This window comes from Lentibacillus daqui (assembly GCF_027186265.1).
GTDB lineage: Bacteria > Bacillota > Bacilli > Bacillales > Amphibacillaceae > Lentibacillus_C > Lentibacillus_C daqui.
The window spans coordinates 1,785,926-1,811,366 of the sequence record NZ_CP114176.1 but is presented as its reverse complement, the minus strand read 5'-3'; the positions used below and the strand labels follow the sequence as shown (position 1 = coordinate 1,811,366).

The following is a 25,441-nucleotide window of genomic DNA, read 5'->3' as shown; positions in this document are numbered from 1 at the left end:
AAAAATAACCGGACGATTCCCAAGGTCTTTTCTATCAGTTAATCCCTGTGATGAATCAGACGTTAGATGGAAACATTCACACGTAAAATGTTTCCATAATCCGTCTAATTGCATCCTGTTCCATAATAACCTTCCCATATTCCTTCAACCGTGTGGATGTAATAATGCTTGGTGAAGAGTATTCAAGAATAATGGCAATGATATGTTCGCGGTAATTGTCCTTTAGATCCGCATCCTCCATCAGCATGTAATAGCGGTCATCCATGTGATAAATTTTTCCCCCGTCGATGGATTTGGCCTGTAAGTTAGCTGCCAATTGAATAATATCCTCGAAGTCATCAAAAGAGAAGATTAGCTCTTTGCTTTCATCCAAGGTTACTTTCATTTCAACAAAATCCTCATCCCAATTTATATTTTCACTGTTTTGTGTCACGATAACATGCATGCCCTGCGCCTGCATCAAATGGACTTGTACAAGCAGTAAACCGCCCAATTCAAAGCCCAATTCCGTACTTGCTTCGTACATCATATCACTAAATAAATTGCGGACACCTGTTACATCTTCCCACAAGTCCTCTTTGGTAAAACCGCGTTCGATTAAATCATCAAACGTTAAGAAAATGGTAAATTGATTATCGGATACTCGTTCTATACGCATCTCGTATCCTCCTTTACGCAACAAAATTATCCTATTTCAATCACTTATTTATTCTGCTTACCATATCATATGCAAATCATGGCATTGTTGAACTATTTAGAAGGATCATTTTAATGTCTTGATAAATGATTCCGCCATAAAGAATATTCATAATGGCCGGTTTATCCCTTTTGAAATTCTTACAAGTAAACATCACTATGCTTTCCTTCCCTTTATATTGTGATCATACCATATTTTATGTATTAAATTAACCATGATTAGGACAAATTCTACCCGGCATATACGTATGAAGTGTCGTTGGTATCTGGTATACGAAACAGGACATGAACCTCTCAAGATCACGTCCTCTTTGATTAATCATTCATAATAATACCTACCTAAAGGATCTGTACTTTCCCAGACGTAACCAATTTGCAGCAACTGTTTTTCGGAAAGATGATTTCCAATGAATTGCATACCGACTGGCATTCTTTTTGAATCTAATCCCATTGGTACAGATAAGCTCGGTGTACCCGTTAAATTCACAGGAGAAGTAAATGGCAAACATCGTCTTATCACATCTAAATTTTGTTTAACCCAATTCTCATCGAACGCTGGAGTTGTGATGGGGATAGTTGGTCCAAGCATTACATCAACATCGCAAAAAGTTTTATGAAATGACTCTACCATCTTTCTTCGAGCTTGTTGAGCGCTAACATATTGCGGTGTATTCGTTAATATACCCGATAGAAAGAAGGACCGGATGTCTGTGGAATAATCCTCTGCATGTTCCTGTAGCCATTTGTAATGTAAATTTGCTGCTTCCCCTGTCACAACCACGTATCCAGAAAATGTTGACATCGATAATTCAGGGATCTCAACCTCCCTTATTTCAGCTCCCAGATGTTGCAATGTTGCTATTGCATTGTTAAAGAGTTTTTCCACATCTGGGTCTAACCCCTCGAGATAGTAAGTGGGTATACCTATTTTTAGTCCGCTAATTCCTTTATTTAGATTTATCATGTAATTGGGAATAGATACCCTCAGGCTTGTAGGATCATTTGTATCAAAACCTGCCATGACGTTAAGCATCAAAGCCAAATCGGAAACTGAGCGCGCTATGGGTCCAGCAGTATCTAATGACATAGCTGTAGGGAAAATGCCTTGCGTGCTAACAAGCCCATAGGTTGGCTTTAATCCGTAAACCCCACACATGGCTGCAGGTAAGCGAATCGACCCAAAAGTATCGGTTCCAGTAGCAATTGTTGCCAGTCCAGCTGCCAAAGAAGCGGTACCACCACCACTTGAGCCGCCTGGCATACATTGGGTATTCCAAGGGTTTCGGGTAGTCCCAAAAAACGGATTGGTACCAGTTGATCCAGCTGCAAGTTCATGCATGTTTTGCTTCCCTAACATGATCACCCCAGCGTCTAACAATTTATCTGCTGCTGTAGCTGTTTCCTCCGGGACGAAATCAGCAAAAAGTTTGGAGCCAACCGTTGTTCTTATACCTCTTGTATAGTAATTATCCTTGATACCAAGTGGGATGCCATGGAGAGGTCCAATATATCGCCCATGCATAATGTTCGCTTCTGCTTCCCTTGCTTGTTGAAGCGCCAATTCGGGCAGCGGAGTAATATACGTATGAAGGATCGGATCAAACGTATCTATGCGATTTAATATATGTCTTGTCAATTCTACAGGAGATAGTTGTTTAGATTTTATTAATGATGCAAGATCGGTAGCGGTTAGAAAGGCTAGGTCAGTCATAGCATTAACTCCTTATCAACAATCGTAATTGGCACCTCTTGGTTTAGATGGGGGAAGGTGCGGAGCGATGATTGAGCCTGGTTTATCGTGTAGATTATGTTATGAATATGGGTGATATCATTTTCATAGACTGGAATTCCCTGTAAATATAATCGCTGTTTTAAGAAGTTTACGTAATCCATTCATGTTCCCTCCTTTGCGGGTTGTAATTACTATATGAAAAGCCTAGGAGAAAGTGCAGGAAGACCAAAAAATCGCGTTATGTAGTCTGCCCGCGAGCTGATTCAATAATGATGTAAATTATCCATTACCATAAATAAAAGATGTTCTAAGCTCAATAGTAAAACATACAAATATATATGGGGTTGAAAAATGTATTTATAGGATGGGTGATTATATGGATGATAAGTCATCAAGAAACGAAGAAAGACATCGTGAAAATCTCAAACAACAGCAGCTGGATCAGTTCCGTGTAAAAGATTCCGGGAAACCAATGACGACACAGGAAGGAAAAAAAAGATCACAGGATCAGGACCAATTAAAAGCCGGAATACGTGGTCCTAGTTTACGTCAGGATTACGAGTTCTTTGAAAAGATGGGCCATTTTGTTCACGAAGAAATCCCGGAAAGAGTGGTTCATGCAAGAGGTTACAGTGCACATGGAGAGTTTGAATGTTATCGGTCCATGAAACATGTGACGAAAGCATGTTTCTTACAGGAAGCCGGGAAAAAAACGCCGCTAACAATTCGTTTTTCTACTGTACAGGGAGCTAAAGGATCCTATGATACGGCAAGGGATTTACGCTGTCAGGGTGTTAAGCTTTATACAGAAGAAGGAAATGTCGATCTGACAACTATTGCCATGCCTGTATTAGTTAATCAAGACGCGATGAAGTTTCCGGATGTGATGCATGCATACCAAGCCAAGCAAGCTGATGATATACCTACGGCTTCCGGCGCCCATGACCGTTTCTGGGATTATGTGGCCAATAACGTTGAAGCGCTACATATGGTGCTGTGGATCATGTCTGATCGGGGCATTCTGAGAAGTTACCGAATGATGGAATCATGGTCCATTAATACGTACCTATTCGTTAATGAACAAGGTGTAGCCACGTTTATGCGATATGTCTGGAAACCAGTGCTGGGTGTTCATTCCCTTTTACAAGATGAGGCACTGAAAATCGGCGGACTCGATCCGGACTTTCACCGCCGGGATCTCAGAGAGGCGATTGACCAAGGCGCTTATCCTGAATATGAGTTGGGTGTCCAGTTGATTTCGATGGAGGATGAATTTGCATTCGACTTTGATGTTCTGGATCCTGCAAAATTTTGGCCGGAAGAACTTGTTCCTGTTCAGATGATCGGCAAGATGACATTAAATAGAAATATTGATAATTATTTTACGGAGTCTGAACAAGCCGCATTTAATCCTGCCAATGTCGTTCCGGGGATTGATTTTTCCAATGATCCCGTTTTGCAGGGAAGATTAATGGCGTATAGAGAGACACAACAACATCGACTTGGCAGCGCCAATTACGCTGAATTGCCAATTAACAGGCCGATCTGCCCGTTTCATAATAATCAACGCCGAGGCTATATGAGACAGCGAATTGATGTTGATAAGGTAAACTATCATCAAAATTCGCTGGCAAATAACACGCCATACACGGTGCCTCCAGAAGAAGGCGGCTATACAGATTATCCGGAGAAAGTCGATGGCTACAAAATCAGAGCCAGAAGCGATTCATTCAAAGACTACTATTCACAACCACGAATATTTTGGAACAGTTTGACGCCTGTAGAAAAGCAGCATACTATTGAGGGACTAAGCTATCAGGTTGGAAGTGTAAAAAGCGAATCTGTTCGACAGCAGGTTGCTGATATACTTGTCAACGTTGATAAGGAAATGGCATGTATTGTTGCGGACAATATTGGTGTGGATCGCCCAAGCGGGACCAATGTTCCTGTTTCTACCAGTTATCCTTCTCTTAGTCAGGCCAATACACCTAAATATGCATATACGCAGAAAGTAGGTGTACTGATTGGCAATGGTTTTAACGGTCAAGAGGTCATAAATGTGCTTAATTATCTACAGCAATGTGGGGTATTTATAGATATTGTAAGTGAAACGCTTGGTACAGTCATAGGGGCAGACGGCACAACAATCGAGGCTGATAAAACATTTCTGACAACTAGTCCCTATCTGCTTGACTCACTTTATGTCGTTGGTGGAAGTTCCAAAAATGAAGCAAAATTCCACCAGGATGTCATGTCGTTCGTAAAAGTAGCATTCAAACATTATAAACCAATTGGTGTTGCAACAACTGCACAGTCCCAGTTTAAAATAAGATCCGCAGCTGGTGTTGTTTTTGCCGGAAACAATTCCGACTTTGGAAACGAATTTGTCAAAGCAATTGCCCATCAGCGTTTTTGGAATCGAAAATAGCCCTTAAATATGCCGAGTTCTATCACCTCGGAATCAGTAATGCGAATGCATATTACCTGATAATACCCTGTAGTTTCCGGCCAACAGCTACAGGGGGTAATTTGTCTCAATACCAAATCAGCCCAGGAACCCTCTTATGTTTCCCTCACCCACATAATATAAACCTGCTAAAACAGCAATAATAATAATGATAACCAATAACAATCTGACAAGTGGTCCGCTTACCTGCCAACGGATGCGTTGATTTGTTTTGCCATGAACTTCTTTTCTCGGCGGTAAATTCAATATATCCATTTCCCTGGTTTGTGAAGGAACCATCTGTTTTTTATCCATCTGCTCATCCGCGCTGGTTCTATTTGTGGATGTATCCTTTCCATCTGTTATTTCTTCCACCAATTTTTTCAACTCATCCTGTTTATTTCCATGGTTTGTCATCTCATACACCTCTTTTTCAACCTTATAAGAAGACCAGACAAAAAATCAATGATAAAATGTGCGGTCATAGTAGTAAACAAGTTGCCTGTCAGCTTGAACATATAACCAAGATAAAAACTAACAAGAAGCACCGAAACCAACAGGACGGGCTTTTTCAGGTAACGAATATGAACAAGGGCAAAAACCGTACTTGCTATAACATATCCCATGGTCGTTTGTAGCACGCCTCGGAACAAAACCTCTTCTGCAATGGCTATCAATAGTACAAGTCCGATTATCCCCATAACTGAGCGGTTGGCAAAAATTCGTTCGTTTATCCCGCCATCGTCATAATAACGTTCAGGCAAGACATACATTAAAACGGCATCCACAGCTACGACAATCAGTCCCGGAAAAACACCATAATATACAATTTCAAAACCATTAAAACGAAACAGATGAAGCCATTGCGCAGGATGATCAAATAGGATTAAACTTAATAGAATACCAAGAAAAAGCAACAGCCCTTGGGAAAATAGTAATTGTTTGGTTAATTCCCGGTCAGTCAGCTGGTTCAATATCTCACGTTGGCTAGGCATAGTTACCACCTGCCAGCAGAAGTTTTTGCAGTTTTTCCCACCAGGAACCTGCAGGAACATCGGTATTTATTGACTTGTCCACCGGTTGTAAAACGGAATAAGAAAAACCGCAATTACTGCAACAGTTGTCCAAGGGCTTGCTGTACGAATCCTGAAAATGTTGATACAAATGTTTTCGTAAACATCCTTGAGTCTCTGTCCATTGAATCATTTCCATTAGCTTTCTTTCCTTGATGGATACGCGTTCTTCCATATAGTGCTGTATAGATAGGCGTGTTCGTTGCCAATTCTCATGATTTACTGCCCAATTATTTTTTTCTATCATACCATGTTTTTCGATTTGATGGCGCAAAAATCGCCATTGAGTTTCGTTCAGCTGGAACATATCCACGGCCTCTTCCGTGCTGGGAAAAGCCTGTTTTCGTTCTTCCAATAACTCTAGTTGTCTCACAACAATTTCCAGTTGCTGCCTGGAAGGGAGTTCTTTCCTGATTAACCCTGTTGGTATCATCTTGTCCATGTTGGCATAAAGCAGTAAAGCTATACTGGGCTCACCATCCCGACCTGCCCGGCCAATCTCCTGAATATAGGATTCCAATTGTGGTGGCAGATGAAAATGAACAACAAGACGAATATTACTTTTGTTAATTCCCATTCCAAATGCACTTGTACAACAAATAATGTCCAACTGATCGTGCATAAACTGCTGCTGAATGGCAATTCGATCCATCTGCTCCATCCCGCCGTGGTAAAATGCGATTCGTTGCTCCGGCAGTTTCTCCCTTAGTAGTTGTGCAGTCGTCTCCGCTGAGTGGCGACTGGAAAAATAAATAATTGCTGGACAAGTGTATTTCTTAAACAGGTCCCTTAAAAGGGCTATTTTTTCCTGATCATCGTCAACCTTTTTGACTGTGATCACAATATTTTCCCGATCCATTGGAAAGATATGTTTCACCATATTCGGTCGTTTTAGATAGGTAACAATATCTTGCTGCACTTCTTTGGTGGCGGTAGCACTTAATGCCATGATCACTGGATCGTTTAATTCCCGAATGACTGAGCCTAACTTTAAATAATCGGGTCGGAATTCGTGTCCCCATTGCGAAATACAATGTGCTTCATCAATAACAAATAAAGGAACTCGGATTTGCTTTAATCTTCTTATTAGTTCATCCTGCTGCAACAGCTCTGGTGAAACATAAATCAGATCATACGTCTGCAGTTCCCGATAAATTTGTCGCCGTTCCATCGGGTTCATAAAGCTATTTAATGCCGTAACTTTTTTGAAATGATTTGCCTTTAGTTGATTGACTTGATCGATCATAAGTGATATAAGCGGGGAAACGACAATCGTTGTCCCTTTCATTAGTTTGGCTGGCAACTGGTAGCACAATGATTTCCCCGATCCGGTCGGAAGTATGCCTAACACATCATTGCCGTTTAATACTTCCTCTACCAATTCTCTTTGTCCGGTTCGAAATGTTTTATACCCAAAATAATGATATAAATTTTCTTCCAATGTAGCTTGTTCTATCATATCTTCCACCCTATTCACGTTTAATTGTTGCCAATACAAGTCGAATTTGAAAATAGCCAATATCTGACGACAATGCTTCTTTAATCTGTTTTAACGAATAACTATCAATTTGCTCCATAACGGCTATAATCTCCTGATATTGTTCTCTATCAATAAATGGGCTGATCGAAAATGTTGGATCTGCTAAAGCAATTTCCACAATATGATCATGGATTGTATTCTCCTTGAGCCCTCTTATTGCGGCAATTTCCGGGATCGTGTAGTTTTTTCTCAGAAGATGGTATGTCTTTCTCGCTGTATTCGTAAAAAACGACTGTTGTTCACAATCACGAATTATCATATGTAATATTGGATAATTTGACGTATCATTCTGAATACCTGCCAGCATTTGATGAATGATCCGCATCCAGATGAGCGAAACATCTATTATCGTTGACTGATATTTTTCCGCCAGTTGCTGTTTGCTTTTTCCGAAAATCTGATAACCAGTCAGACGGTCGACAAATATATTTGCTTCATCCTCGGATAATGTACTTAACAACATATGTAATTCCTTGTATAAAGCTTTCATATAGTCCGATTCTGATGTCTTTACCATTTTGTAAAAAGATTTGACCCAGCCCTGTACCGGTTTTTTATCAACAATCGGAATAAATCGGTAATTTCCCATGTTACTATTGGTTAATGTCTGAATCAATAACAGCAAACGGTCAGAAAAGATGGGTGCTAACTGATGATACCTCAAACCGTTAAAATTGGCTGGTCGAGTCTGTGATTTTAGCCATTTTACCCCTTTTTCTGTCAACCGAAAACAGGCATCTTCATCAATATCCAGTAAGTCATGTTGTTCCAGCTGTTGAATCAATTTGTGAAAATACTGTTTCGACAACGATTGCGCAACGCCGTAGTAAGCTTGCAGTTCAAAAATATGGATATCCTGCATGGTTTGGACGGATTTTTTCCCTGTTAAAATATAATAGATAGCGGCCGTTGTTCGCTTGGCTTTGATCTTTCGGCAACAGGTTAGGATTAGGTTATGTATTAGCAATTGATTATCTTCTCCTTTTTCGTGGAAGTTGCTGGCGAAGGTTTGAAAAATAGCAAAAGTGGTTTTACAATAAAGGAAGTGTTATCTAGTTAGGGGGAAAACCCATGCCAAAATTTACAATCATTGATAAAGAAACATGCATTGCCTGTGGTGCTTGTAGCTTTTCTGCCCCGCATATATATGATGATGATGACGATGGACTATCTTTTGTTCTGCTCGACAATAATGAAGGTACCGCAGCTGTCCCTGAGGAATGGGAGGATGAGATGGAAGATGCTTGTCAGGGTTGTCCGACAGACTCAATCAAAATTGCCGATCAACCATTTTTCGGTGATCCACATAAGTTTGAAGACTAGTTTACGAGAGTCAACTTATGCTTGATACAACCACTTACCGCTGCTTATTCCCCCAAGCACCCAACATGATACCTCTTATTCTACAGTTTCCTTCCTGATTCTATCATAATTTGCTAGCATTAGAATGTCAAAACCCGCAAAAACACCTAATTCTAAAATTTATCCTGCCTGTCATAACCCAAAGCACCATATTTCGGTTTAAAATTACTTAAGAAATTGTTTTTGCCAAAATATATCGGTAGAAAATCATGATTTCCATTCCTGCAAAAAAATGAATCCCCAAACGGTTCATGGTCCATTTGATGAATCGTTTGGGGATCAGAATACTTTTAAGCGGATGTTCAAAAGGTCCGGTAAAATTTTGAACACGCACGTTAATGATTTTCATGTGTCGGGATTTTAAATGTAAATGTCGTACCCTGGTTCAACTTACTCTGAACTGAAATGCTGCCATGGTGGGCATTAATGATATTTTTGGCGATTGACAGCCCTAAACCGGTCCCTTTCTTCTTGGTATTTCTTGTTCTCGATTTATCCGCCTTATAAAACCGTTCAAACACAAATGGAAGATCTGCTTCAGGAATACCACTTCCGCTGTCTGTTACCATCACATGCATCTCATCGGCATTCGTTTCCACAGTTACCTTTACAGTGCCGCCTGAATCCGTATGGCGAATAGCATTATCAATTAAATTGGTAAATACCTGTTCGATTTGATCCTCATCACATGTGACGATAGGATTGGCGATACTTTTTGACAATGTTAGCTTGACATCCTGTTCATCAGCAATACCTTTAAACTTCTTCATGATTCGTTCCGCAAATGGTTCAACTTCCACAGGTGCCAAATTCAACTGGGTATGACCTGCCTCCATGCGGGCGAGATCCAATAACTCATTGACCAGACGACCCATTCGTAGTGATTCTTCATGAATAATTTGTGCCAGGTCATTTTTTTCTTCCGGGCTTTCAGCAACATTATCAACAATTGCTTCACTATATCCTTGCATTAACGATATAGGTGTCCGCAATTCATGCGATACATTGGCAATAAAATCTTTACGCATTTTATCCAAGCGCCGTTCCTCGGTCATATCACGGATGACTGCCACAGCACCTCGCACAAACGACTGATCGTATAACGGTGTCATGATCATTACCCAGTTTCTTCCCAGTATACTAATTTCTTTTAGAACCTCTGTTTCTCCCTCAATAACCTCCTGGAGAACCTGGTTTAAATCAGTGGGAAGTTTCCAATTTGCTTCGTCAACAGGAAGATTATGTTCAAAATACCAATCCCGAACAAACCGTTCCGCTGGTGGGTTCGTTACAATCATATCGCCATTTCGATTCATTGTGATAACTCCATCAGCCATTGAATTAACGATCCCGGATAATTGTTCTTTCTCTTGTCTTAGTGCATTAATATGGAAATTTAACTGTTCACCCATCTGGTTAAAAGCTGTGGCCAATTCACCTATTTCATCATGCGTCAAAATAGGTACCTTTTTATTAAATTCTCCTCTTGTTAAATCAATGGCAGCTTCCCGCATTTTGATTAATGGTGAGGTAATTCTTGTTGAAAGGAACACAGCAAAGATTATTGTTAACACAATGGCAATTCCGGCGGCCAGAAAGATAATTTTAGTTGTTTGAGCTGTTGTTTGATTAACAACATTCAATGATTGGTAAACAAAAACGGCTTCATCATCAGAAACGGGTAATCCAACAATCATCATCTTCTCATCTTTGCCTGGAATTGCTGCTTGCTTTTTGACTTTATTGTGCTTATCCAATACATCGGACAAATCTTGATCATCGGCTATCCATTGCTCGTTTAATTTTTCCAAATACGTATTATTGCTGGGAGAGACCCATAACCCGTCATCTTTATGGACAATGGCCACCCTGCTGGAAGGGTCTTTGATCCGATCGGTCATTTCATAGAGTAAATCTTCGTCATCGTACTGTTCCATCAGATAAGATACCTTTGTAGCGGTTTGCATTAAATCTTTCTCCGCCTCTGCGATATGAAAGTTCTCAAAAAACTCCAATAACAAAATAGTCAGTATAAATAAGACAAAAGAAACCAGCAATAAAATAGTTACTGCCAGTTTCCCAACTACACTGCGCCAGAACATTATGATTCGTTCACCTCAAATTTATAGCCGACACCCCAGACGGTTACAATCATTTTTGCCGCCTCATCAGAGACTTTACTTAACTTTTCGCGAAGTCGTTTAACGTGGGTGTCCACTGTTCTCAGGTCACCAAAAAATTCATAATTCCAAACTTCCTTCAGCAATTGTTCCCGATTGAATACTTTATCAGGCGCCTTTGCTAAAAAGCAGAGCAATTCGTATTCTTTTGGGGTTAAACTAACATCATTGCCATCAGCAGTAACCCGGTGCGCATCTTTATCAATCGTCAGGTGCTCAAAAACAAGTAAATTCGTCGGACCTGTCTGTTCTTCACTCACATTGGTGCTAGTTCTGCGTAATAAGGCCTTCACTCGTAAAACCACTTCACGGGGGCTGAACGGTTTAACAATATAATCATCAGTTCCCACCTCAAAACCTTGTACCCGGTTGGATTCCTCCCCTTTTGCGGTTAACATAATAACAGGCGTATCCTTTTCTTTACGCAATTCCTGGCAGACTTCAATGCCGTCCATCCCGGGCATCATAATATCAAGCAGTATCACATCATAGTCTGTTTCCGTGGCCATTCGCAAAGCATCCCTGCCATTATCCGCTTCTTCAACAACAAAATCATCACGTTCCAAATACATCCGAATCAATCGTCTGATTCGTTCTTCATCATCCACAACTAGAATGGTTGCATTTGTTTCCATTTTACTTCACTCTCCTCTTATACCCTACCTAAAGTAAGTATAAATGAACTATCTAAAAAAGTATAAGAAAACACTAATATTCAGGATCACACGCCCACAGCATGATGAAACGGAAATGAGGAAACCGATCAAATCGATTTCCCCCTGTCTCATTTTATAGTTAATGTTGTTTACAACTATGCATAGGAGTGTAATCCAGCCAATATCAGATTAACCGCAATCAGGTTAAACATAATGATAGCAAATCCACCCGCGGCAAGCCAGGCAGATTTTTCATCATGCCAACCTCTGGATAATCGCAAATGAAGAAATGCGGCATAGAAGAACCATGTGACAAGTGCCCATACTTCTTTTGGATCCCAGCCCCAAAAGCGACCCCAGGCCTGCTGCGCCCAAATAGAGGCAAAAACCAGTCCCCCTAAGGTAAAGAGTGGGAAGCCAATGGCGACGGCTCGATAAGACACCTCATCCAGTAAATTTGGACTAACTTTTTTTATTAATGGCTGAATGGTAGCGCCGACTCTTTTTCTGGCAATCAAGCGGAAAATGAGATAGATAACCAGTCCCACAAACACGGACCAGATAACCGAATTAAATTTACGTCCCGCGTCTGCCCCATGCATCCAGGAAGGTGCTTGAAACCATGGACTCATGGCATCTTGCGTTAATAATTTCCCATCATGCGGTCCCGCAATTGCCGGCATTTGATAATCGACTGTTGTTTCGTTTCCTTGTTCAATATATTGGAACTCAGCATGATAATCCATAGCCTTGAATATACCACCTGCTACACTAAACCCAAGCAGAATAAACAGTCCGAATAAAATAACCTCAAGCCAGAAAGTGCGTGCACTACCTTTTGATTGATCAATTTGGCGAATCAAATACATCAAACCGGCAACAAAACTGATCGACAAGATGGCTTCGGCTATTGATACAGTTGTTACATGGATGTATAACCAATGGCTTTGCAACGATGATATCAAAGGCGAAACATCTGTTGGAAAGATACTCGCATAGGCGATGACGATTAATGCAAGTGGCAAAGCGAATAAACCCAAAATGTTTAACTTGTAAATAAAGTAAATGATGATAAACGCCAAAACAAGTCCCATACCAAAAAAGGTGACAAACTCAAACATATTACTGACGGGAGCATGTCCACTGGCGATCCATCTGGTCACAAAATACACAATCTGTGCCGCGAAGCCAACCAGGGTCAGGGTAATGCCGATTATCCCCGACACCCCCTGCTTCTGCTTCTTCTTGTCGTCTTTAATCGTTGCCCCAAAGAAAATGGTAGCAATCAAATATAGAAAAAAGGCGGTATATAACGCTGTACCGCTAATTTTTAAATAATCCATCAAAAAACCCCCTTTTGAACTACCTTTTTATGCCTTCCTTAATCATCTTCCAATTCTTGTTGATCCACTACCATATTCACATTGGTTCCTTCAATTGCTTTTTCAATATCTTTCTTAATGCCGAACCAGTTCTTGTTTGTATGGGCAGCCACAAGCAGTCCGTTGTCTTTTGGATGAATCCAAATCCTTCTATGGTGCCAGTACATACCTTGTGCCACCCCGATTAAAAAGATGATTGCTCCAGCAATGAAAAATGGGAGGGTATAATCTTTTTTCACCTGGATGCCACTAACATCATGAAGTTTCATACCAGCGAGACCAAGCTTGTATTGATTTCCTTTTGTGATCGCGTCATTTTTGCCAATACCAACAAAGCTTTTTTCTGCTTTGTCACTGCCGGGTGGATAAACCGACAATTCTAAAGCTGGATTTCTGGGATATTTGGATTTTGATTTTGCCTGTCCGTCTTCCTCTTCATAATCAGGGTAATACTCATCAACGACCACCCTGGTTCCATTATCAAGTTTGTATTCTGATTTTGGTTCGTTAAAATTAATTTTGAATTTGCCAAGTTCGCCTTTCAGCTTGTAATCTTTAATGTCCAGCTTATATTGCGAATCTTCTCCAGCTGCCGAAATGCTCCCGTCCAACCCGACAAAACTTGTCTCGGGTTTATCACTGTCTGGCGGATAAACGAAGAACACAAATGCGGGATTTTTCGGTTTATCACTATGCGATTCTGGTTTGCCGCCTTCCAGATAATAATCGGGATAATATTGTTCAGCTTGCACACGGTAACCATTATCAAGTTTGTATACGTCTTTTTGATTGTTCAAATCAATCGTAAACGTTCCCAGCGTTTTGTCATTGTCCTTATCCGTTGTATGCAACTTAAACGTTAAATGATCATATTCTTTATCTTTCGTATCCGCCTTTAGAATGTTAAATGACATACTCGTAAACTCATTTTGCTGATAACCGGATTGATACAAGGTATATTTGTCAAATTTCAGTGGCTGGTTGAGCCGAATTTTCCCCTCGGTTACTTTTTCCAAATCCGGTTCTTCGCCTGGAATGGAATCACCTGATTTTTTATAAATCACCGCATCGGTTTGATGGTTTTTCGGTACCTCTCCTTGTTTTTCTATGGCATCTTTAAATTTGCCACCTGCTTCTTCTGGGTCCCATGTATCAAGAATAAAACCTTTATTTTCGATATAGTATTCCCCATTTGTGGAAGGAATAACGGTACGCTGACCTTCCCTGACCCATACATAGTCATCCGAAAAAAGAAGTGGTGTCATTCGCAGTATCGCAGCTAATAAAATAATAATCAGGCCAATATGATTTACATAGGGCCCCCAACGCGAGAATCTTCCTTTTTCCGCTAAAATATGGCCATTTTCATCCCGGACTTTATAACGCTGTTTCCTAAGTGATGCCTTGATTTTTTCTTTCTCTTCTGCGGTAACATTTTCTGTTTCACTATATAGACGCTGGCGATTTAAAAACGTTTCATGGCGTTTTGGTTTCTGCCTTTTTAACGCTTTGTAAAGTGGTACAAAACGGTCAAGGCTGCAGATGACCAAAGAAACACCGATTAACGCAATTAATATCATATACCACCAGGAACTATATAAATGATGAAATCCCAGTTGATAATAAATTTTCCCGAGTATGCCATAGGTAGCCTCGTAATAGACTGCGGGATCGCGTGAAACAGCATCTGCCGGTATGTATTGTTCTTGCGGGAAGATGGTCCCAATTGCTGACGCGACTAAGGCAAGACAAATTAACCATACCCCAACCTTCACAGAGGAGAAAAAGCTCCATATTTTATCAATAATTGACTTATTATATGTCTGTGATCGCCGGGCGCTACCGTCATAACGCATATTTAGCAATTTTCGTTTATCGTTACCATCAATGTGCTGATTTCCCTCAATTGGCTTCCCGCATGCTTCACAAAGCACGGTACCTTCGGGGTTAACGTGCCCACACTCACATTTTACATCATTCACACTCATAGAAATCCCTCACATTAATTATTTGGGCTCAATTTTTTTCAGATGATCCTCCAGTGTATCCAACGTTAATGCTCCTTCAACAACCTCTTCCACCTTGCCGTCCGGATTAATGAAAAAAGTACTTGGAAGCGGTTCGACACCATACTGATCCAATACCTGATTTTTGGTGTCATGGAGCACAGGGAATGTCAAATCATACTTATTAATAAACTTGTCAATAACAAGCTGCGTCGCATCAAGACTGACTGCGACAATTTCCACCCCTCGTTCCTTGTATTTGGGATATAACTTCTCCATGTAGGGCATTTCAGCTTTACATGGATCACAATAGGTCGCCCAAAAATTAAGCATAACACCCTTTCCCTTTAAATCACTTAGTTGAACCGACTGTAAATTGTTACTATCGTTCACCTGGTTTAATTTAAAATCAGGAGCATCATCACCTTTTGCCACTTTTGCATTATCCTCGGTTAAATTGGAAATCAAGGCATAACCTACAGCCACTACCAATATCGCCAAAATAACTGATCTAAAAATTAAACGGTTTCGTTTTTTCTTTGTTTTGTCCGGTCGCTGTTTTTTCTCCGTCAATGCAGTCACTCCCCATGTTATTATATCATGTGTGTGATATGGTAAATTTGACTATTATTCAACAATTTTTGTAGCTGCTTCACGCATCATCTTTACTTCATGTGGTGTTAATGCCCTGAATTCACCGGATTTCAACCCTTTTAATGTTAGCATCCCGTACCGCTCCCTTTTCAACTTGATAACAGGGTAACCAAGCCCGTCCATCATGCGCCTGACATGGCGGTTTTTTCCTTCATGCAATGTCATTTCGATAATTGCTGTGTTTGCATCTTTATCGGTTGACAAAAATTTATAGCCAATAATTTTTAACTTGTCATTATCTACACGGATGCCATTACGCAAACGATTCATTTCTTTTTTGGATGGGATTCCCTTTACTTTTGCCACATAAACTTTGTCCATTTCATAACGGGGATGCATTAACAGGTTGGCAAATTCCCCATCATTCGTCAATAAAATAATCCCAGAAGAGTCATAATCAAGCCTTCCAACCGGGAAAATTCGCTCTTTTACCTCAGGGAAAAAATCAGTAACTACTTTTCTATTCTTGTCATCTTTCACACTCGATATAACGCCACGCGGCTTATACAGCAAATAATAAACAGGTGCCTCTTTTTCGAGTGGTACGCCGTTTACTTCCACGTCATCATGAGGCGAGACTTTGGTGCCAAGTTCTGTCACTGTTTTTCCATTCACTTTTACCTTTCCATCAACAATAAGCTGTTCAGCCTTCCTTCTTGAAGTAATTCCGCTTCTTGCAATCACCTTCTGCAAGCGTTCCTCTATGTTTGCCATATTTATCACCATGTTTCCTGAAATTTAATGATCCTTTGGTATTTTACCTTTTATCTCCCACCAACACAATAGTAGCGTTAACTATAAGTTAACGCTACTCTAAAGGTTTATCCAAATATAATAGTGACGATTACAATCGAGGCAATTATACCAATTAAATCAGCAATGAGTCCAACTTTTAACGCATATCGCATTTTTTTAATACCAACAGCACCAAAGTAAATGGTTAATATGTAGAGTGTCGTGTCGGTACTTCCCTGCATGGTAGATGCCAGCCGGCCTATAAAGGAATCAGGTCCGTTCGCGCTAATCAACTCTGTCGTAATACTCAAAGCCGCAGTACCGGAAATCGGCCTGATCAATGCAAGTGGTACAATATCAGCAGGAACGCCAATCATGCTTAAAAATGGTGTTAACATATTTATAAAAGCTTCAAGTGCACCAGACGCCCGTAAAATCCCGATGGATACAATCATTCCTACCAAAAAAGGGAGTATGGAGAAGGCCATTTTGATACCTTCTTTTCCTCCCTCCACAAACACTTCATAGGTTTGAACGCGCTTGTAGGTTGCCACAATGAGGACAAGCATGATAAAGCATGGAATAAGCCAGGTACTTATTGTGGTCATGACCGCCATCTTTATTCCCTCCTAATACTGCGATGGTAAAATATCCGATCTACTATTATAGCCCCAAGTGATGACATAATGGTGGCAACAATTGTTGTACCGACAATTTCCGTTGGCGAAACGGAATGATAATGCATACGAATAGCAATGACTGTTGTCGGGATAATTGTCAAACCTGATGTATTTAATGCCAAAAACGTAATCATCGATCTTGACGCGGTATCTGTGCCACTTAATTGTTTCATTTGCTCCATGGCTTTAAGACCCATTGGAGTTGCTGCATTCCCGAGTCCGAATATATTTGCAGTGAAGTTGGATAAAATATAACCCATTGCCGGATGATCTTTGGGAATCTCTGGAAATAATTTGGCGACAGCTGGACGAAACAGCTTGGTGAGCCTGCGTAATATCCCAGCTTTTTCAGCAACCTTCATAATCCCCAGCCAAAATACCATAACACTGATTAATCCAATTGATATGGTTACAGCCTCTTCAGCACTCTCAAATAATGCCTTATTTACTTCATCCATTGTGCCATTTATCATCGCGTAAAAGATGCCAATAATGGCCATGGAAGCCCAAATAATATTAACCATACTAATCCAACCCTGTCATTTGTTTTAATACTGACTTGGTATCTGTGAATAATGTCTTCTTCTTTGCCTGCTGATCCTCTTTATAAACAGGTACTTCTTCAAGCGGGGTTCCATCCAAATAAACGATGGTCTTGCCAATTTTCTCCTTATTGTTTTGCAGGTCTTTATTCAGCATGAACGTTTTCAAACGGATACTATTTTGCTCTTGTGAATCCAAGGGATAAGCGATGTTTTGATGAATAAACCCTGTCGTTTTTTGATTAGTCCCTTGTACATGGTACGTCATTTTACCTTTATCAAGTACCGATGTCATCTTATATTTGTCAAATGCCCAATCATACATTCCGATATGGTCCTGCCAGTCATCAGGGGCATTTAAGGTAACAGCAATCAATTCCATGTCATCTTTACGTGCTGTTGAAACCAATGTTCTCCCGGCAATTTTGGTAAAACCCGTTTTCCCGCCGATGCAATAATCATAGTACCGCGTTAATAGCTTATTTTTATTTTGCCAGGCATATTTTTTTGTCGTGGCTTTATAGGTGATTGCCCCGGTAATTTTTCGAAAGGCATCGTTATCCATGGCATATTGCATCAGCAGTGCCATATCATATGCGGTGGAATAATGCGTTTTTGAATCGAGACCATGCGGATTATCAAAATGGCTATTTGTCATTCCCAACCATCGGGCTTTTTGATTCATTAAGTAACTGAATCCTTCTACACTGCCACCGACGTGTTCTGCAATTGCTACCGCAGCATCATTTCCCGAGCGCAACATTAACCCATAAACAAGATCCCTTAACTTGATCTTCTCACCCTCCTCAAGATAAATAGATGACCCCCCAGCATAGACTGCCCGTTTCGAAACAGTCACCGTATCGTCCATTTTTCCAGATTCGATTGCGATAATGGCGGTCATGATTTTTGTTATGCTGGCAATTGGACGGCGTTGATTGGCATCTTTTTCATATAATACTCTTCCGGAAGATTGCTCCATTAAAATAGCCTGTTTCGCGGATGTGCTTGGCTTTGCTTGTCCATCTCCGGGGAAAGCAAGCATACATAATCCAACAAATATGACGGTTACAAATATCCAGCGCATATGGGGGTCCTCCCGTAGTTTTTGTGTCTCTACAGTCTATGCTGGACAACTTATAGTATGATAAAAAGGTGTAACTGCAAAAGAAAAAACCTTTACACAATCATTGTGCAAAGGTTTCATTTGGAATGTGGTTCTTCGTCTGTACCGGTAGTAAAATTCTCAAAAAATAAATCTGCTTCATGTTCAACTGCATTCTGATCAATCTCTTCAGGCAACGGTGGTAATTCCTCCAAAGAGGTCAGCCCAAAATACGTTAGAAATTCTTTGCTTGTCCCAAACAGGATTGGACGCCCAATTCCTTCACGGCGCCCTACTTCTTCAATCAAAGATCTGGAAAGCAATGTCTGTACCGGCCGTTCGCTTTTCACCCCACGTATTTCATCAATTTCTGTTCTGGTTATTGGTTGCCGATAAGCGATAATCGCCAATGTTTCTAATGCTGCCTGTGACATTTTAGATGATTGTGGCGTTTCCAATAGTTTTTTTAAATAATCACTATGTTCCGGTTTCGTTGTCAGATGAAATGCCTCATGAGATTTTATAATCATCATCCCTCGTTCGGTGTGCTCATATTCGTAGGCTAATTCCTCAAGCATTTGTTCAACCGTATCCGAATGAACCTCCAGTATGCTTGCAAGTTGTTTCACGGTAATGCCGTCGTCACCACTGGCAAACAGCAAACCTTCCACAATCGCTTTTAATTCATTCATGCTTTCACGCTTCTTCCATCAAAAACATATAAATCCGCAAGTTGTTTTTCTTGTTTACAATATACTTGTTTCGTTTTCATCAACTCTAATATGGCGACAAAAGTCACAACAATATGAGAACGTGAACGGTAGGTAAACAGATCATCAAACAGAATCCCGTCCCGACTCTGTTTTACCACCTGGATCACTTCCTCCATCCGTTGCTCCAGTGAAATGTCAACCCGGTTTATTTTTGTTTCGAGAGGCTCTTTCCACTTTTTCCTTTCCAACATGTTATTTAATGCACCCAGCATATCATAAATGGAAACATCCCCTTGCACCATAGGCTTTTGTGTTTCAGTATCAGGGATTCGAACTGGGGCACGGGTGAAGATTTGGTGGTTATCCATTTCCTTTTCTTTCAATGTCTCGGCTGCTTGCTTATATTTTCGGTAGGCTATTAGGCGCTCCATCAACTCTTCTCGCGGATCCTCTTCATATCCTTCATCTTCCATGTCCAATTCCTGTTTTGGCAATAGCATTTGGCTTTTTACGGCTAGCAATGTGGCAGCCATAACCAGATATTCGCTGGCTACATTTAATTCCAACTGTTGCATGGTGTGGATGTACTCCATATATTGTTCCGTTATTTGTGCGACCGGAATATCGTATATATTAATCTCATATCGGTTGATTAAATGCAATAATAAATCAAGCGGTCCTTCAAATGAATCAATTTTTACCTGATAAGCCTGATTCATTGTTTTCTTCCTTTCGCATAAAAAATATCGACCAACGTAACTGTTTAAACAAATACAGCATACCAAAATTATAGGTTTTAATCATTAAAAAATGATAAACATAACATATGCGCCTATACACTATTCCAATGTCCTACATAAGTTATTAACGAAAGATAAATGTTGATTAGACATTTATTCTTTAAGTTCAAAAGGAGGAATTTCAAATGGGTGCAGGTTATGGCGGTGGATTTGCGTTAATCGTCGTATTGTTCATTTTACTCATTATCGTTGGTGCTGCTTGGCTATAGAATGATAGCCTTGCGTGCGAATGCATAACAAATTGTTCATTTGTTTGTAGTTTGCAAACAAATAACGACCGACAAAGAGCCAACCCAATGAAAGGGTTGGCTCTTTGACTTGATCTCGTCATTTTGATAAAGCCGTGAAAAAGATGTTATCAGTCATCATCTTTTTCACTATCATCAGAGGTACATTTATTGTAAAAATCTTGAATATGTTCATCTGCGCAAACGGCATATTTATCCTGATACATTGACTTAATTTCATTGATCATTTTCTTGCCAATCCCCGAATTGCGATGGGAAGGATTGACTGATATGTGCTGGACAACTGCATTAAGATCATTCTCAATACGTACACCAATCGCACCTAGCACATCATCTTCTTTCCATAGAAAAAGGTGCCAATCGGGATTTGTCTCGTATTCCTTTATGGTTTGTTGCAATTTTTTTACATCCTTTTCATTTGGCATAAAAGAAAGTAAACCCATTGCAATTTTTTCCGAATTTTTTTTATAACGAATTAACATAGATACCCCTCATTATGAAAATAACCTGAAGATCATGGAAAGAAAACGTAGCCGGCAAATACTTAAAAAACATTTCTATATCGATATCGAAAGCATTCTACCAAGTATAGCGTAATATATATTAATGTGCCTGAACAACATGTTCTTGTCAACTATTATTGATTTCGCGATACCTTATGCACATCCTCTTACAGAACGAACACAAACCAATAAACAACTCCCCATGTCATTCCAATGACAAGCAAAAATGCAAATAGGATCCAATTCTTTTTACGCTGACTCAACTATTTTTTCACCCTTTATTTCAGCATTGACAACATTCTATTTTGCTATACGAAAGTCAAACCCTTGAAAAAAACACCACGTATTTTATTTGCAGGTTTTGTAACGGTTTAATATGGCTTTTACAATCGTATAGCCATCCGATTGTTTCCCGTTTAGGTGAAACGGTATTAAATTAATCACTGCCAGCCACATATTAAACAAAATGAATGCACGGACAAATCCATAAGAGAAACCGGCGAAATAAAATACCACAGCTGCAGCAATTACGTTACTGACAGGACCACACAAACTAATGATAATGATTTCCCTTGATTTATACGGTTTATTTCTTTCATTGTAGGCCATGCCGCCCAGAAAAAACAATAGATGAAGGGAAACCCGAATTCGCTTACAGGAAAATGCTGCTATCTTATAACCGGATCCAATGGATAGTATGATAGAATCAGCTTTTGCCCATTTTGCACCAAGCACATGTCCTAATTCGTGCAATAAAGTGCTAATTGGTGCAATAATAAAAACCAGCAATAGCACAAGATAAATATTCATACCACACATCCCAGTGCATTCACATGAGGTAATGCTTATTCGTCAAAAACTTTAACTTCCTTCATTACATCCCCGTTGTGCATTGCTTTGGCATGTTCCACACCAGATGTTACTTGTCCAAAAACGGTATGAACACCGTCCAAGTGCGGTTGAGCCTCGTGGACAATGAAAAATTGACAGCTCCCGGTATCTTTTCCTGCATGTGCCATTGATAAGGATCCTTCCACATGCCGGTGCGGGTTTCCTTCTGTTTCACATTTGATGGTATAACCAGCATTGCCAGTCCCGTTTCCGTTTGGACACCCGCCCTGGCTGACAAAACCATCGATTACCCGGTGAAAGGTCAGACCATCATAAAATGATTCATTTGCCAGTTTTTCAAAGTTTGCGACTGTTCCTGGTGCTTCATTTGGATATAATTCAAATTCGATTTTATCGCCATTTTCCATCAAAATATAGCCTCTTTTAGCCATTATTTATTCCCCTTTATGATTGAAATCAATGTTATCTTACCATGTATTTTCTGTTTTTAAAAGAATTACGAGCAAAACGGCAAGATACTCAAGCAAAATTTGACATCTGGGCCTGCCCTTATTCATAAGACAAATCAAACTGTACAACATCTTGATAGGTTTCCCGGGCAACAACCAGTTTCGCGACACCGTTCTCAACAAAAACAACAGCGGGCTTGGAAAACCGGTTATAATTATTGGACATGGAATACCCATAGGCACCCGTTGAAAAGACCGCCAGAATATCTCCATTGTCTATTTCAGGGACCGGTAAATCCCATATGAGCATATCACCTGACTCACAGCACTTGCCGGCAATAGAAACGGTTTGTATTGGCTGATGCTCTGCTTTATTGGCAATGACACCCTCATATTTCGCTCCATATAAAGCGGGACGCAAATTATCGGTCATTCCCCCATCAACTGACACATATTGCCGCACGCCAGGGATTTGCTTCATTGCCCCAACCGTGTATAACGTAATACCAGCATTGCCAACAATCGCACGTCCCGGTTCGAGCCAAATTTCCGGCATAGGAATCGACAATTGTGTGGCACGCCGCTGAACTGCATCTACCAAATGCTCTACATAGAAATGTAATGGGATCGGGTTATCTGATTCGGTATAGCGGATGCCAAAGCCGCCACCAAGGTTTAAGACTTCCGGTATATAGCCGTATTGTTGGTTCCACTTTTTGATTTTTTCGAACAACTTATCGGATGCCAATAAAAAACGATCGGTTTCTGTGATTTGTGATCCAATGTGGCAATGCAGTCCTTTAAACCGAATTTGTTCATGAAAATACAGCTTTTCAAAGGCTTGATCAACTTGTCCATTTTGCAAACTGAAGCCAAATTTGGAATCCTCATTCCCGGTCAAAATATATTGGTGTGTTTTTGCTTCAATACCCGGGGTCACACGCATCAGTACGTCCATTGTTTTATTGTATTTCTTTAATAGTATATCAAGTAAGGAAATGTCATGGAAATTATCGACCACGATACAGCCAATCCCATGTTTAATTGCCATTTCCATCTCGTTTTTGCTTTTATTATTACCATGCAAATGAATCCGTTCCACTGGAAAACCAGCCCGTAATGCGGTATATAACTCTCCCTCAGAAACAACATCAAGGCTCATATTCTCCTGTTTGGCTACCTGAAGCATGGCAATCGAGGAAAATGCTTTACTTGCATAGGCTACCTGTGCCTTTACCCCTTTCTGTTCAAACGTCTTTACAAACGCTCGACAATTGTTACGAATCAATGAAACATCATATACATATAACGGGGTTCCATATTGCCTTGCCAAATCAACAGCATCAACACCCCCGACCATTAAATGGCCCTGTTCTGTTGTAAATGGATGATTATCTATTATCATGTATTGTTACCGTCCCTTTCCAAACTAAAACCGTTCCAAAGTGCTTGTTCAAAAAGATGAAACAGTTGCATTTGTTAAACTTATGAAAAGAACTTTATCATATTAAAGAAAAAATGAAAAGGAAATAACAATGGAAATGTTTCCTTCCATTGTTATTTCCAATGTCAATTTCCGGGTTATTCATCAACTTTTCCCCTCGGTAGCGGCTGACGATAGGCATTGCGAGGATGGACAATACTTGGCCGTATATCAGAAAATGGCATGGGAATTCGAAATACAACATGCATCAGCGCCTTCCCATTAAATGGTATAAACGGCCAAAAATATGGTGTTTTCAACGATTTCAGGCTTACCAGGAATAGGGTGAACACAGTAATACCAATAACAAATCCATACACCCCAAAGAATGCTACAGCAAGCACTAAAAGAACTCTAACTATATTATTGGCGACACTTAACTCATAACTTGGTGTAACATAGGAACCGATTGCACTGACGGATACATATAGTATTACTTCCGGACTGAGCATCCCTACATCAATCGCTATCTGCCCAATAAGTACAGCGGCGATTAACCCCATCGATGTTGCCAACGGTGTAGGTGTATGAATGGCAGCCATTCGTAAAAATTCTACTCCTATGATTCCTAAAATAATTTGAACAGCAATCGGGATTGTACCTTCTTCATTTGGACCAATGAATGATAAGGATTCAGGCAATAACGTTGGGTCCAAGGCAAATAATAACCAAAATGGCAAAAGGAAAAGAGATGCCAAAATCGCCAGCATTCGCTCCCACCGAATAAATGTACCTATCGCTGGACGCTGGCGGTACTCTTCCGCATGTTGTACATGGTGAAAGAAAGTCGTAGGAAAAATAATTACACTTGGTGATGTATCAACAGTGACAACAACATGACCTTCCAGCAAATGATGAGCAGCAACATCCGGTCGTTCTGTATAACGAACCATTGGATACGGATTCCACTTGTTTTTAATCATAAATTCTTCCAGTGTTTTATCGGTCATCGACATTCCATCAATATCCACTTTTTGGATTTCTTTTTTGATTAAATCCACCAGACCAGGGTCGGCAACATCCTGTAAATAAGTTACACAAACATCCATTTTTGACCGTTCGCCAATTCTCATCATTTTATTGCGAAGCCGTTCATCGCGAATACGTCGCCTGGTGAGGGAAGTATTTTCAATGATATTTTCCGTATAGCCATCCCGTGAACCTCTTACCACATGTTCAGTATCAGGTTCCTCTGGCGTTCGTCCAGGATAATGACGTACATCAATCACAAATGCATCACTATAGCCGTCAATAAAAATCACAATTAACCCGGACAACATTTGGTCTACTGCTTCATCCATTGATTTAATCTGTTCTACCTGTTGGTGGATCAAGCGATTTTCAATAATGGACTGGACTTTTTTCCTTTCCGTTTCACGGTCATTTATTTCGATCAGCACTTTTAAGATTTGAATAATGTTGGATGAATCAACCATCCCATTTAAATAATAGAGCTGAATTTTAGTTTTTAATACGGTGATCTCGCGAAAACCTACATCAAATGATACATTGACACCAACATGTTTCTCCATGTATTTCTCTGTCTCATGAATATCCGGTGAGATGGGACTCTTATTTTTTTTCGTGTCCGACATGTTTGACTC

26 protein-coding genes are annotated in these 25,441 nt (G+C 40.2%); 3 read left to right on the top strand and 23 right to left on the bottom strand.

Annotation, left to right across the window (positions count from 1 at the left end; all coding sequences use genetic code 11):
- Positions 1-76: 76 nt before the first annotated feature.
- The 3 genes from O2S85_RS09160 to O2S85_RS09150 all read right to left on the bottom strand — a co-directional run bounded on the left by O2S85_RS09160 (position 77) and on the right by O2S85_RS09150 (position 2,589).
- A complete protein-coding gene (locus O2S85_RS09160) occupies positions 77-658 on the bottom strand; it encodes a genetic competence negative regulator (protein WP_269412342.1) in 582 nt (193 codons plus the stop codon).
- A gap of 357 nt (positions 659-1,015) precedes the next feature.
- Entirely contained in the window at positions 1,016-2,407 is a 1,392-nt protein-coding gene (locus O2S85_RS09155; protein ID WP_269412341.1) for an amidase, read from the bottom strand.
- Positions 2,404-2,589, bottom strand: coding sequence for a hypothetical protein (locus tag O2S85_RS09150; protein ID WP_269412340.1), 186 nt, complete (start codon positions 2,587-2,589; stop codon positions 2,404-2,406). The genes O2S85_RS09155 and O2S85_RS09150 overlap by 4 nt, the downstream gene beginning before the upstream one ends.
- A gap of 203 nt (positions 2,590-2,792) precedes the next feature.
- Here O2S85_RS09150 and O2S85_RS09145 point away from each other — a divergent pair, with 203 nt between their 5' ends.
- Positions 2,793-4,856: a catalase gene (locus O2S85_RS09145; protein ID WP_439649443.1), complete on the top strand. Its 2,064-nt coding sequence runs from the start codon at positions 2,793-2,795 to the stop codon at positions 4,854-4,856.
- Between the two features lie 117 nt (positions 4,857-4,973).
- Here O2S85_RS09145 and O2S85_RS09140 read toward each other — a convergent pair whose 3' ends face one another.
- The 4 genes from O2S85_RS09140 to O2S85_RS09125 are packed head-to-tail and all read right to left on the bottom strand — an operon-like array spanning position 4,974 to position 8,454.
- The gene (locus O2S85_RS09140; protein WP_269412339.1) at positions 4,974-5,291 is read right to left on the bottom strand and encodes a hypothetical protein; all 318 of its coding nucleotides are present in this window, start codon (positions 5,289-5,291) and stop codon (positions 4,974-4,976) included.
- Entirely contained in the window at positions 5,288-5,869 is a 582-nt protein-coding gene (locus tag O2S85_RS09135; protein ID WP_269412338.1) for a CPBP family intramembrane glutamic endopeptidase, read from the bottom strand. The genes O2S85_RS09140 and O2S85_RS09135 overlap by 4 nt, the downstream gene beginning before the upstream one ends.
- Positions 5,862-7,406, bottom strand: a complete 1,545-nt coding sequence (locus tag O2S85_RS09130) for a RecQ family ATP-dependent DNA helicase (RefSeq protein WP_269412337.1) — start codon at positions 7,404-7,406, stop codon at positions 5,862-5,864. The genes O2S85_RS09135 and O2S85_RS09130 overlap by 8 nt, the downstream gene beginning before the upstream one ends.
- Positions 7,407-7,416: 10 nt before the next feature.
- Positions 7,417-8,454, bottom strand: a complete 1,038-nt coding sequence (locus O2S85_RS09125) for a YpbB family protein (RefSeq protein WP_269412336.1) — start codon at positions 8,452-8,454, stop codon at positions 7,417-7,419.
- Between the two features lie 104 nt (positions 8,455-8,558).
- Here O2S85_RS09125 and O2S85_RS09120 point away from each other — a divergent pair, with 104 nt between their 5' ends.
- On the top strand, positions 8,559-8,810 hold the full coding sequence (locus O2S85_RS09120) for a ferredoxin (protein ID WP_269412335.1): 252 nt from the start codon (positions 8,559-8,561) through the stop codon (positions 8,808-8,810).
- A 374-nt stretch (positions 8,811-9,184) separates the two neighbouring features.
- On the opposite strand, the gene O2S85_RS09115 is transcribed toward O2S85_RS09120, so the two are convergent.
- The 11 genes from O2S85_RS09115 to O2S85_RS09065 all read right to left on the bottom strand — a co-directional run bounded on the left by O2S85_RS09115 (position 9,185) and on the right by O2S85_RS09065 (position 20,221).
- Positions 9,185-10,951: an ATP-binding protein gene (locus O2S85_RS09115; RefSeq protein WP_269412334.1), complete on the bottom strand. Its 1,767-nt coding sequence runs from the start codon at positions 10,949-10,951 to the stop codon at positions 9,185-9,187.
- The gene (locus O2S85_RS09110; protein ID WP_269412333.1) at positions 10,951-11,664 is read right to left on the bottom strand and encodes a response regulator transcription factor; all 714 of its coding nucleotides are present in this window, start codon (positions 11,662-11,664) and stop codon (positions 10,951-10,953) included. Before O2S85_RS09110 ends, O2S85_RS09115 begins: the two co-directional genes overlap by 1 nt.
- Before the next feature lie 176 nt (positions 11,665-11,840).
- Positions 11,841-13,028 carry a c-type cytochrome biogenesis protein CcsB gene (gene ccsB / locus O2S85_RS09105; RefSeq protein ID WP_269412332.1) on the bottom strand — a complete coding sequence of 396 codons (1,188 nt, stop codon included), beginning with the start codon at positions 13,026-13,028 and terminating at the stop codon, positions 11,841-11,843.
- A 38-nt stretch (positions 13,029-13,066) separates the two neighbouring features.
- Positions 13,067-15,049 carry a cytochrome c biogenesis protein ResB gene (gene resB / locus O2S85_RS09100; RefSeq protein WP_439649455.1) on the bottom strand — a complete coding sequence of 661 codons (1,983 nt, stop codon included), beginning with the start codon at positions 15,047-15,049 and terminating at the stop codon, positions 13,067-13,069.
- Positions 15,050-15,073: 24 nt separating this feature from the next.
- A complete protein-coding gene (resA, locus tag O2S85_RS09095; RefSeq protein ID WP_269412330.1) occupies positions 15,074-15,646 on the bottom strand; it encodes a thiol-disulfide oxidoreductase ResA in 573 nt (190 codons plus the stop codon).
- 54 nt (positions 15,647-15,700) lie between these two features.
- Positions 15,701-16,441 (bottom strand): pseudouridine synthase, encoded by a 741-nt coding sequence (locus tag O2S85_RS09090; protein ID WP_269412329.1) that lies wholly within the window; start codon positions 16,439-16,441, stop codon positions 15,701-15,703.
- Between the two features lie 107 nt (positions 16,442-16,548).
- Positions 16,549-17,079 (bottom strand): spore maturation protein, encoded by a 531-nt coding sequence (locus tag O2S85_RS09085; protein ID WP_269412328.1) that lies wholly within the window; start codon positions 17,077-17,079, stop codon positions 16,549-16,551.
- Positions 17,080-17,081: 2 nt separating this feature from the next.
- Positions 17,082-17,666 carry a nucleoside recognition domain-containing protein gene (locus O2S85_RS09080; RefSeq protein WP_269412327.1) on the bottom strand — a complete coding sequence of 195 codons (585 nt, stop codon included), beginning with the start codon at positions 17,664-17,666 and terminating at the stop codon, positions 17,082-17,084.
- Between the two features lies 1 nt (position 17,667).
- Positions 17,668-18,771, bottom strand: coding sequence for a D-alanyl-D-alanine carboxypeptidase family protein (locus O2S85_RS09075; protein ID WP_269412326.1), 1,104 nt, complete (start codon positions 18,769-18,771; stop codon positions 17,668-17,670).
- A gap of 116 nt (positions 18,772-18,887) precedes the next feature.
- Positions 18,888-19,481 (bottom strand): SMC-Scp complex subunit ScpB, encoded by a 594-nt coding sequence (gene scpB, locus O2S85_RS09070; protein WP_269412325.1) that lies wholly within the window; start codon positions 19,479-19,481, stop codon positions 18,888-18,890.
- On the bottom strand, positions 19,478-20,221 hold the full coding sequence (locus O2S85_RS09065) for a segregation/condensation protein A (protein WP_269412324.1): 744 nt from the start codon (positions 20,219-20,221) through the stop codon (positions 19,478-19,480). The genes scpB and O2S85_RS09065 overlap by 4 nt, the downstream gene beginning before the upstream one ends.
- Positions 20,222-20,427: 206 nt before the next feature.
- Here O2S85_RS09065 and O2S85_RS09060 point away from each other — a divergent pair, with 206 nt between their 5' ends.
- Complete coding sequence (locus O2S85_RS09060) at positions 20,428-20,511, top strand: YjcZ family sporulation protein (RefSeq protein WP_064503397.1); 84 nt, start codon at positions 20,428-20,430, stop codon at positions 20,509-20,511.
- Positions 20,512-20,660: 149 nt separating this feature from the next.
- Here O2S85_RS09060 and O2S85_RS09055 read toward each other — a convergent pair whose 3' ends face one another.
- The 5 genes from O2S85_RS09055 to O2S85_RS09035 all read right to left on the bottom strand — a co-directional run bounded on the left by O2S85_RS09055 (position 20,661) and on the right by O2S85_RS09035 (position 25,432).
- Positions 20,661-21,032 (bottom strand): GNAT family N-acetyltransferase, encoded by a 372-nt coding sequence (locus tag O2S85_RS09055; RefSeq protein ID WP_269412323.1) that lies wholly within the window; start codon positions 21,030-21,032, stop codon positions 20,661-20,663.
- A gap of 369 nt (positions 21,033-21,401) precedes the next feature.
- Positions 21,402-21,863: a M50 family metallopeptidase gene (locus O2S85_RS09050; protein ID WP_269412322.1), complete on the bottom strand. Its 462-nt coding sequence runs from the start codon at positions 21,861-21,863 to the stop codon at positions 21,402-21,404.
- 35 nt (positions 21,864-21,898) lie between these two features.
- Positions 21,899-22,336, bottom strand: a complete 438-nt coding sequence (locus O2S85_RS09045) for a peptidylprolyl isomerase (RefSeq protein ID WP_269412321.1) — start codon at positions 22,334-22,336, stop codon at positions 21,899-21,901.
- A gap of 118 nt (positions 22,337-22,454) precedes the next feature.
- Complete coding sequence (gene lysA / locus O2S85_RS09040; protein ID WP_269412320.1) at positions 22,455-23,759, bottom strand: diaminopimelate decarboxylase; 1,305 nt, start codon at positions 23,757-23,759, stop codon at positions 22,455-22,457.
- Positions 23,760-23,935: 176 nt separating this feature from the next.
- On the bottom strand, positions 23,936-25,432 hold the full coding sequence (locus O2S85_RS09035; RefSeq protein WP_269412319.1) for a spore germination protein: 1,497 nt from the start codon (positions 25,430-25,432) through the stop codon (positions 23,936-23,938).
- Positions 25,433-25,441: the final 9 nt, after the last annotated feature.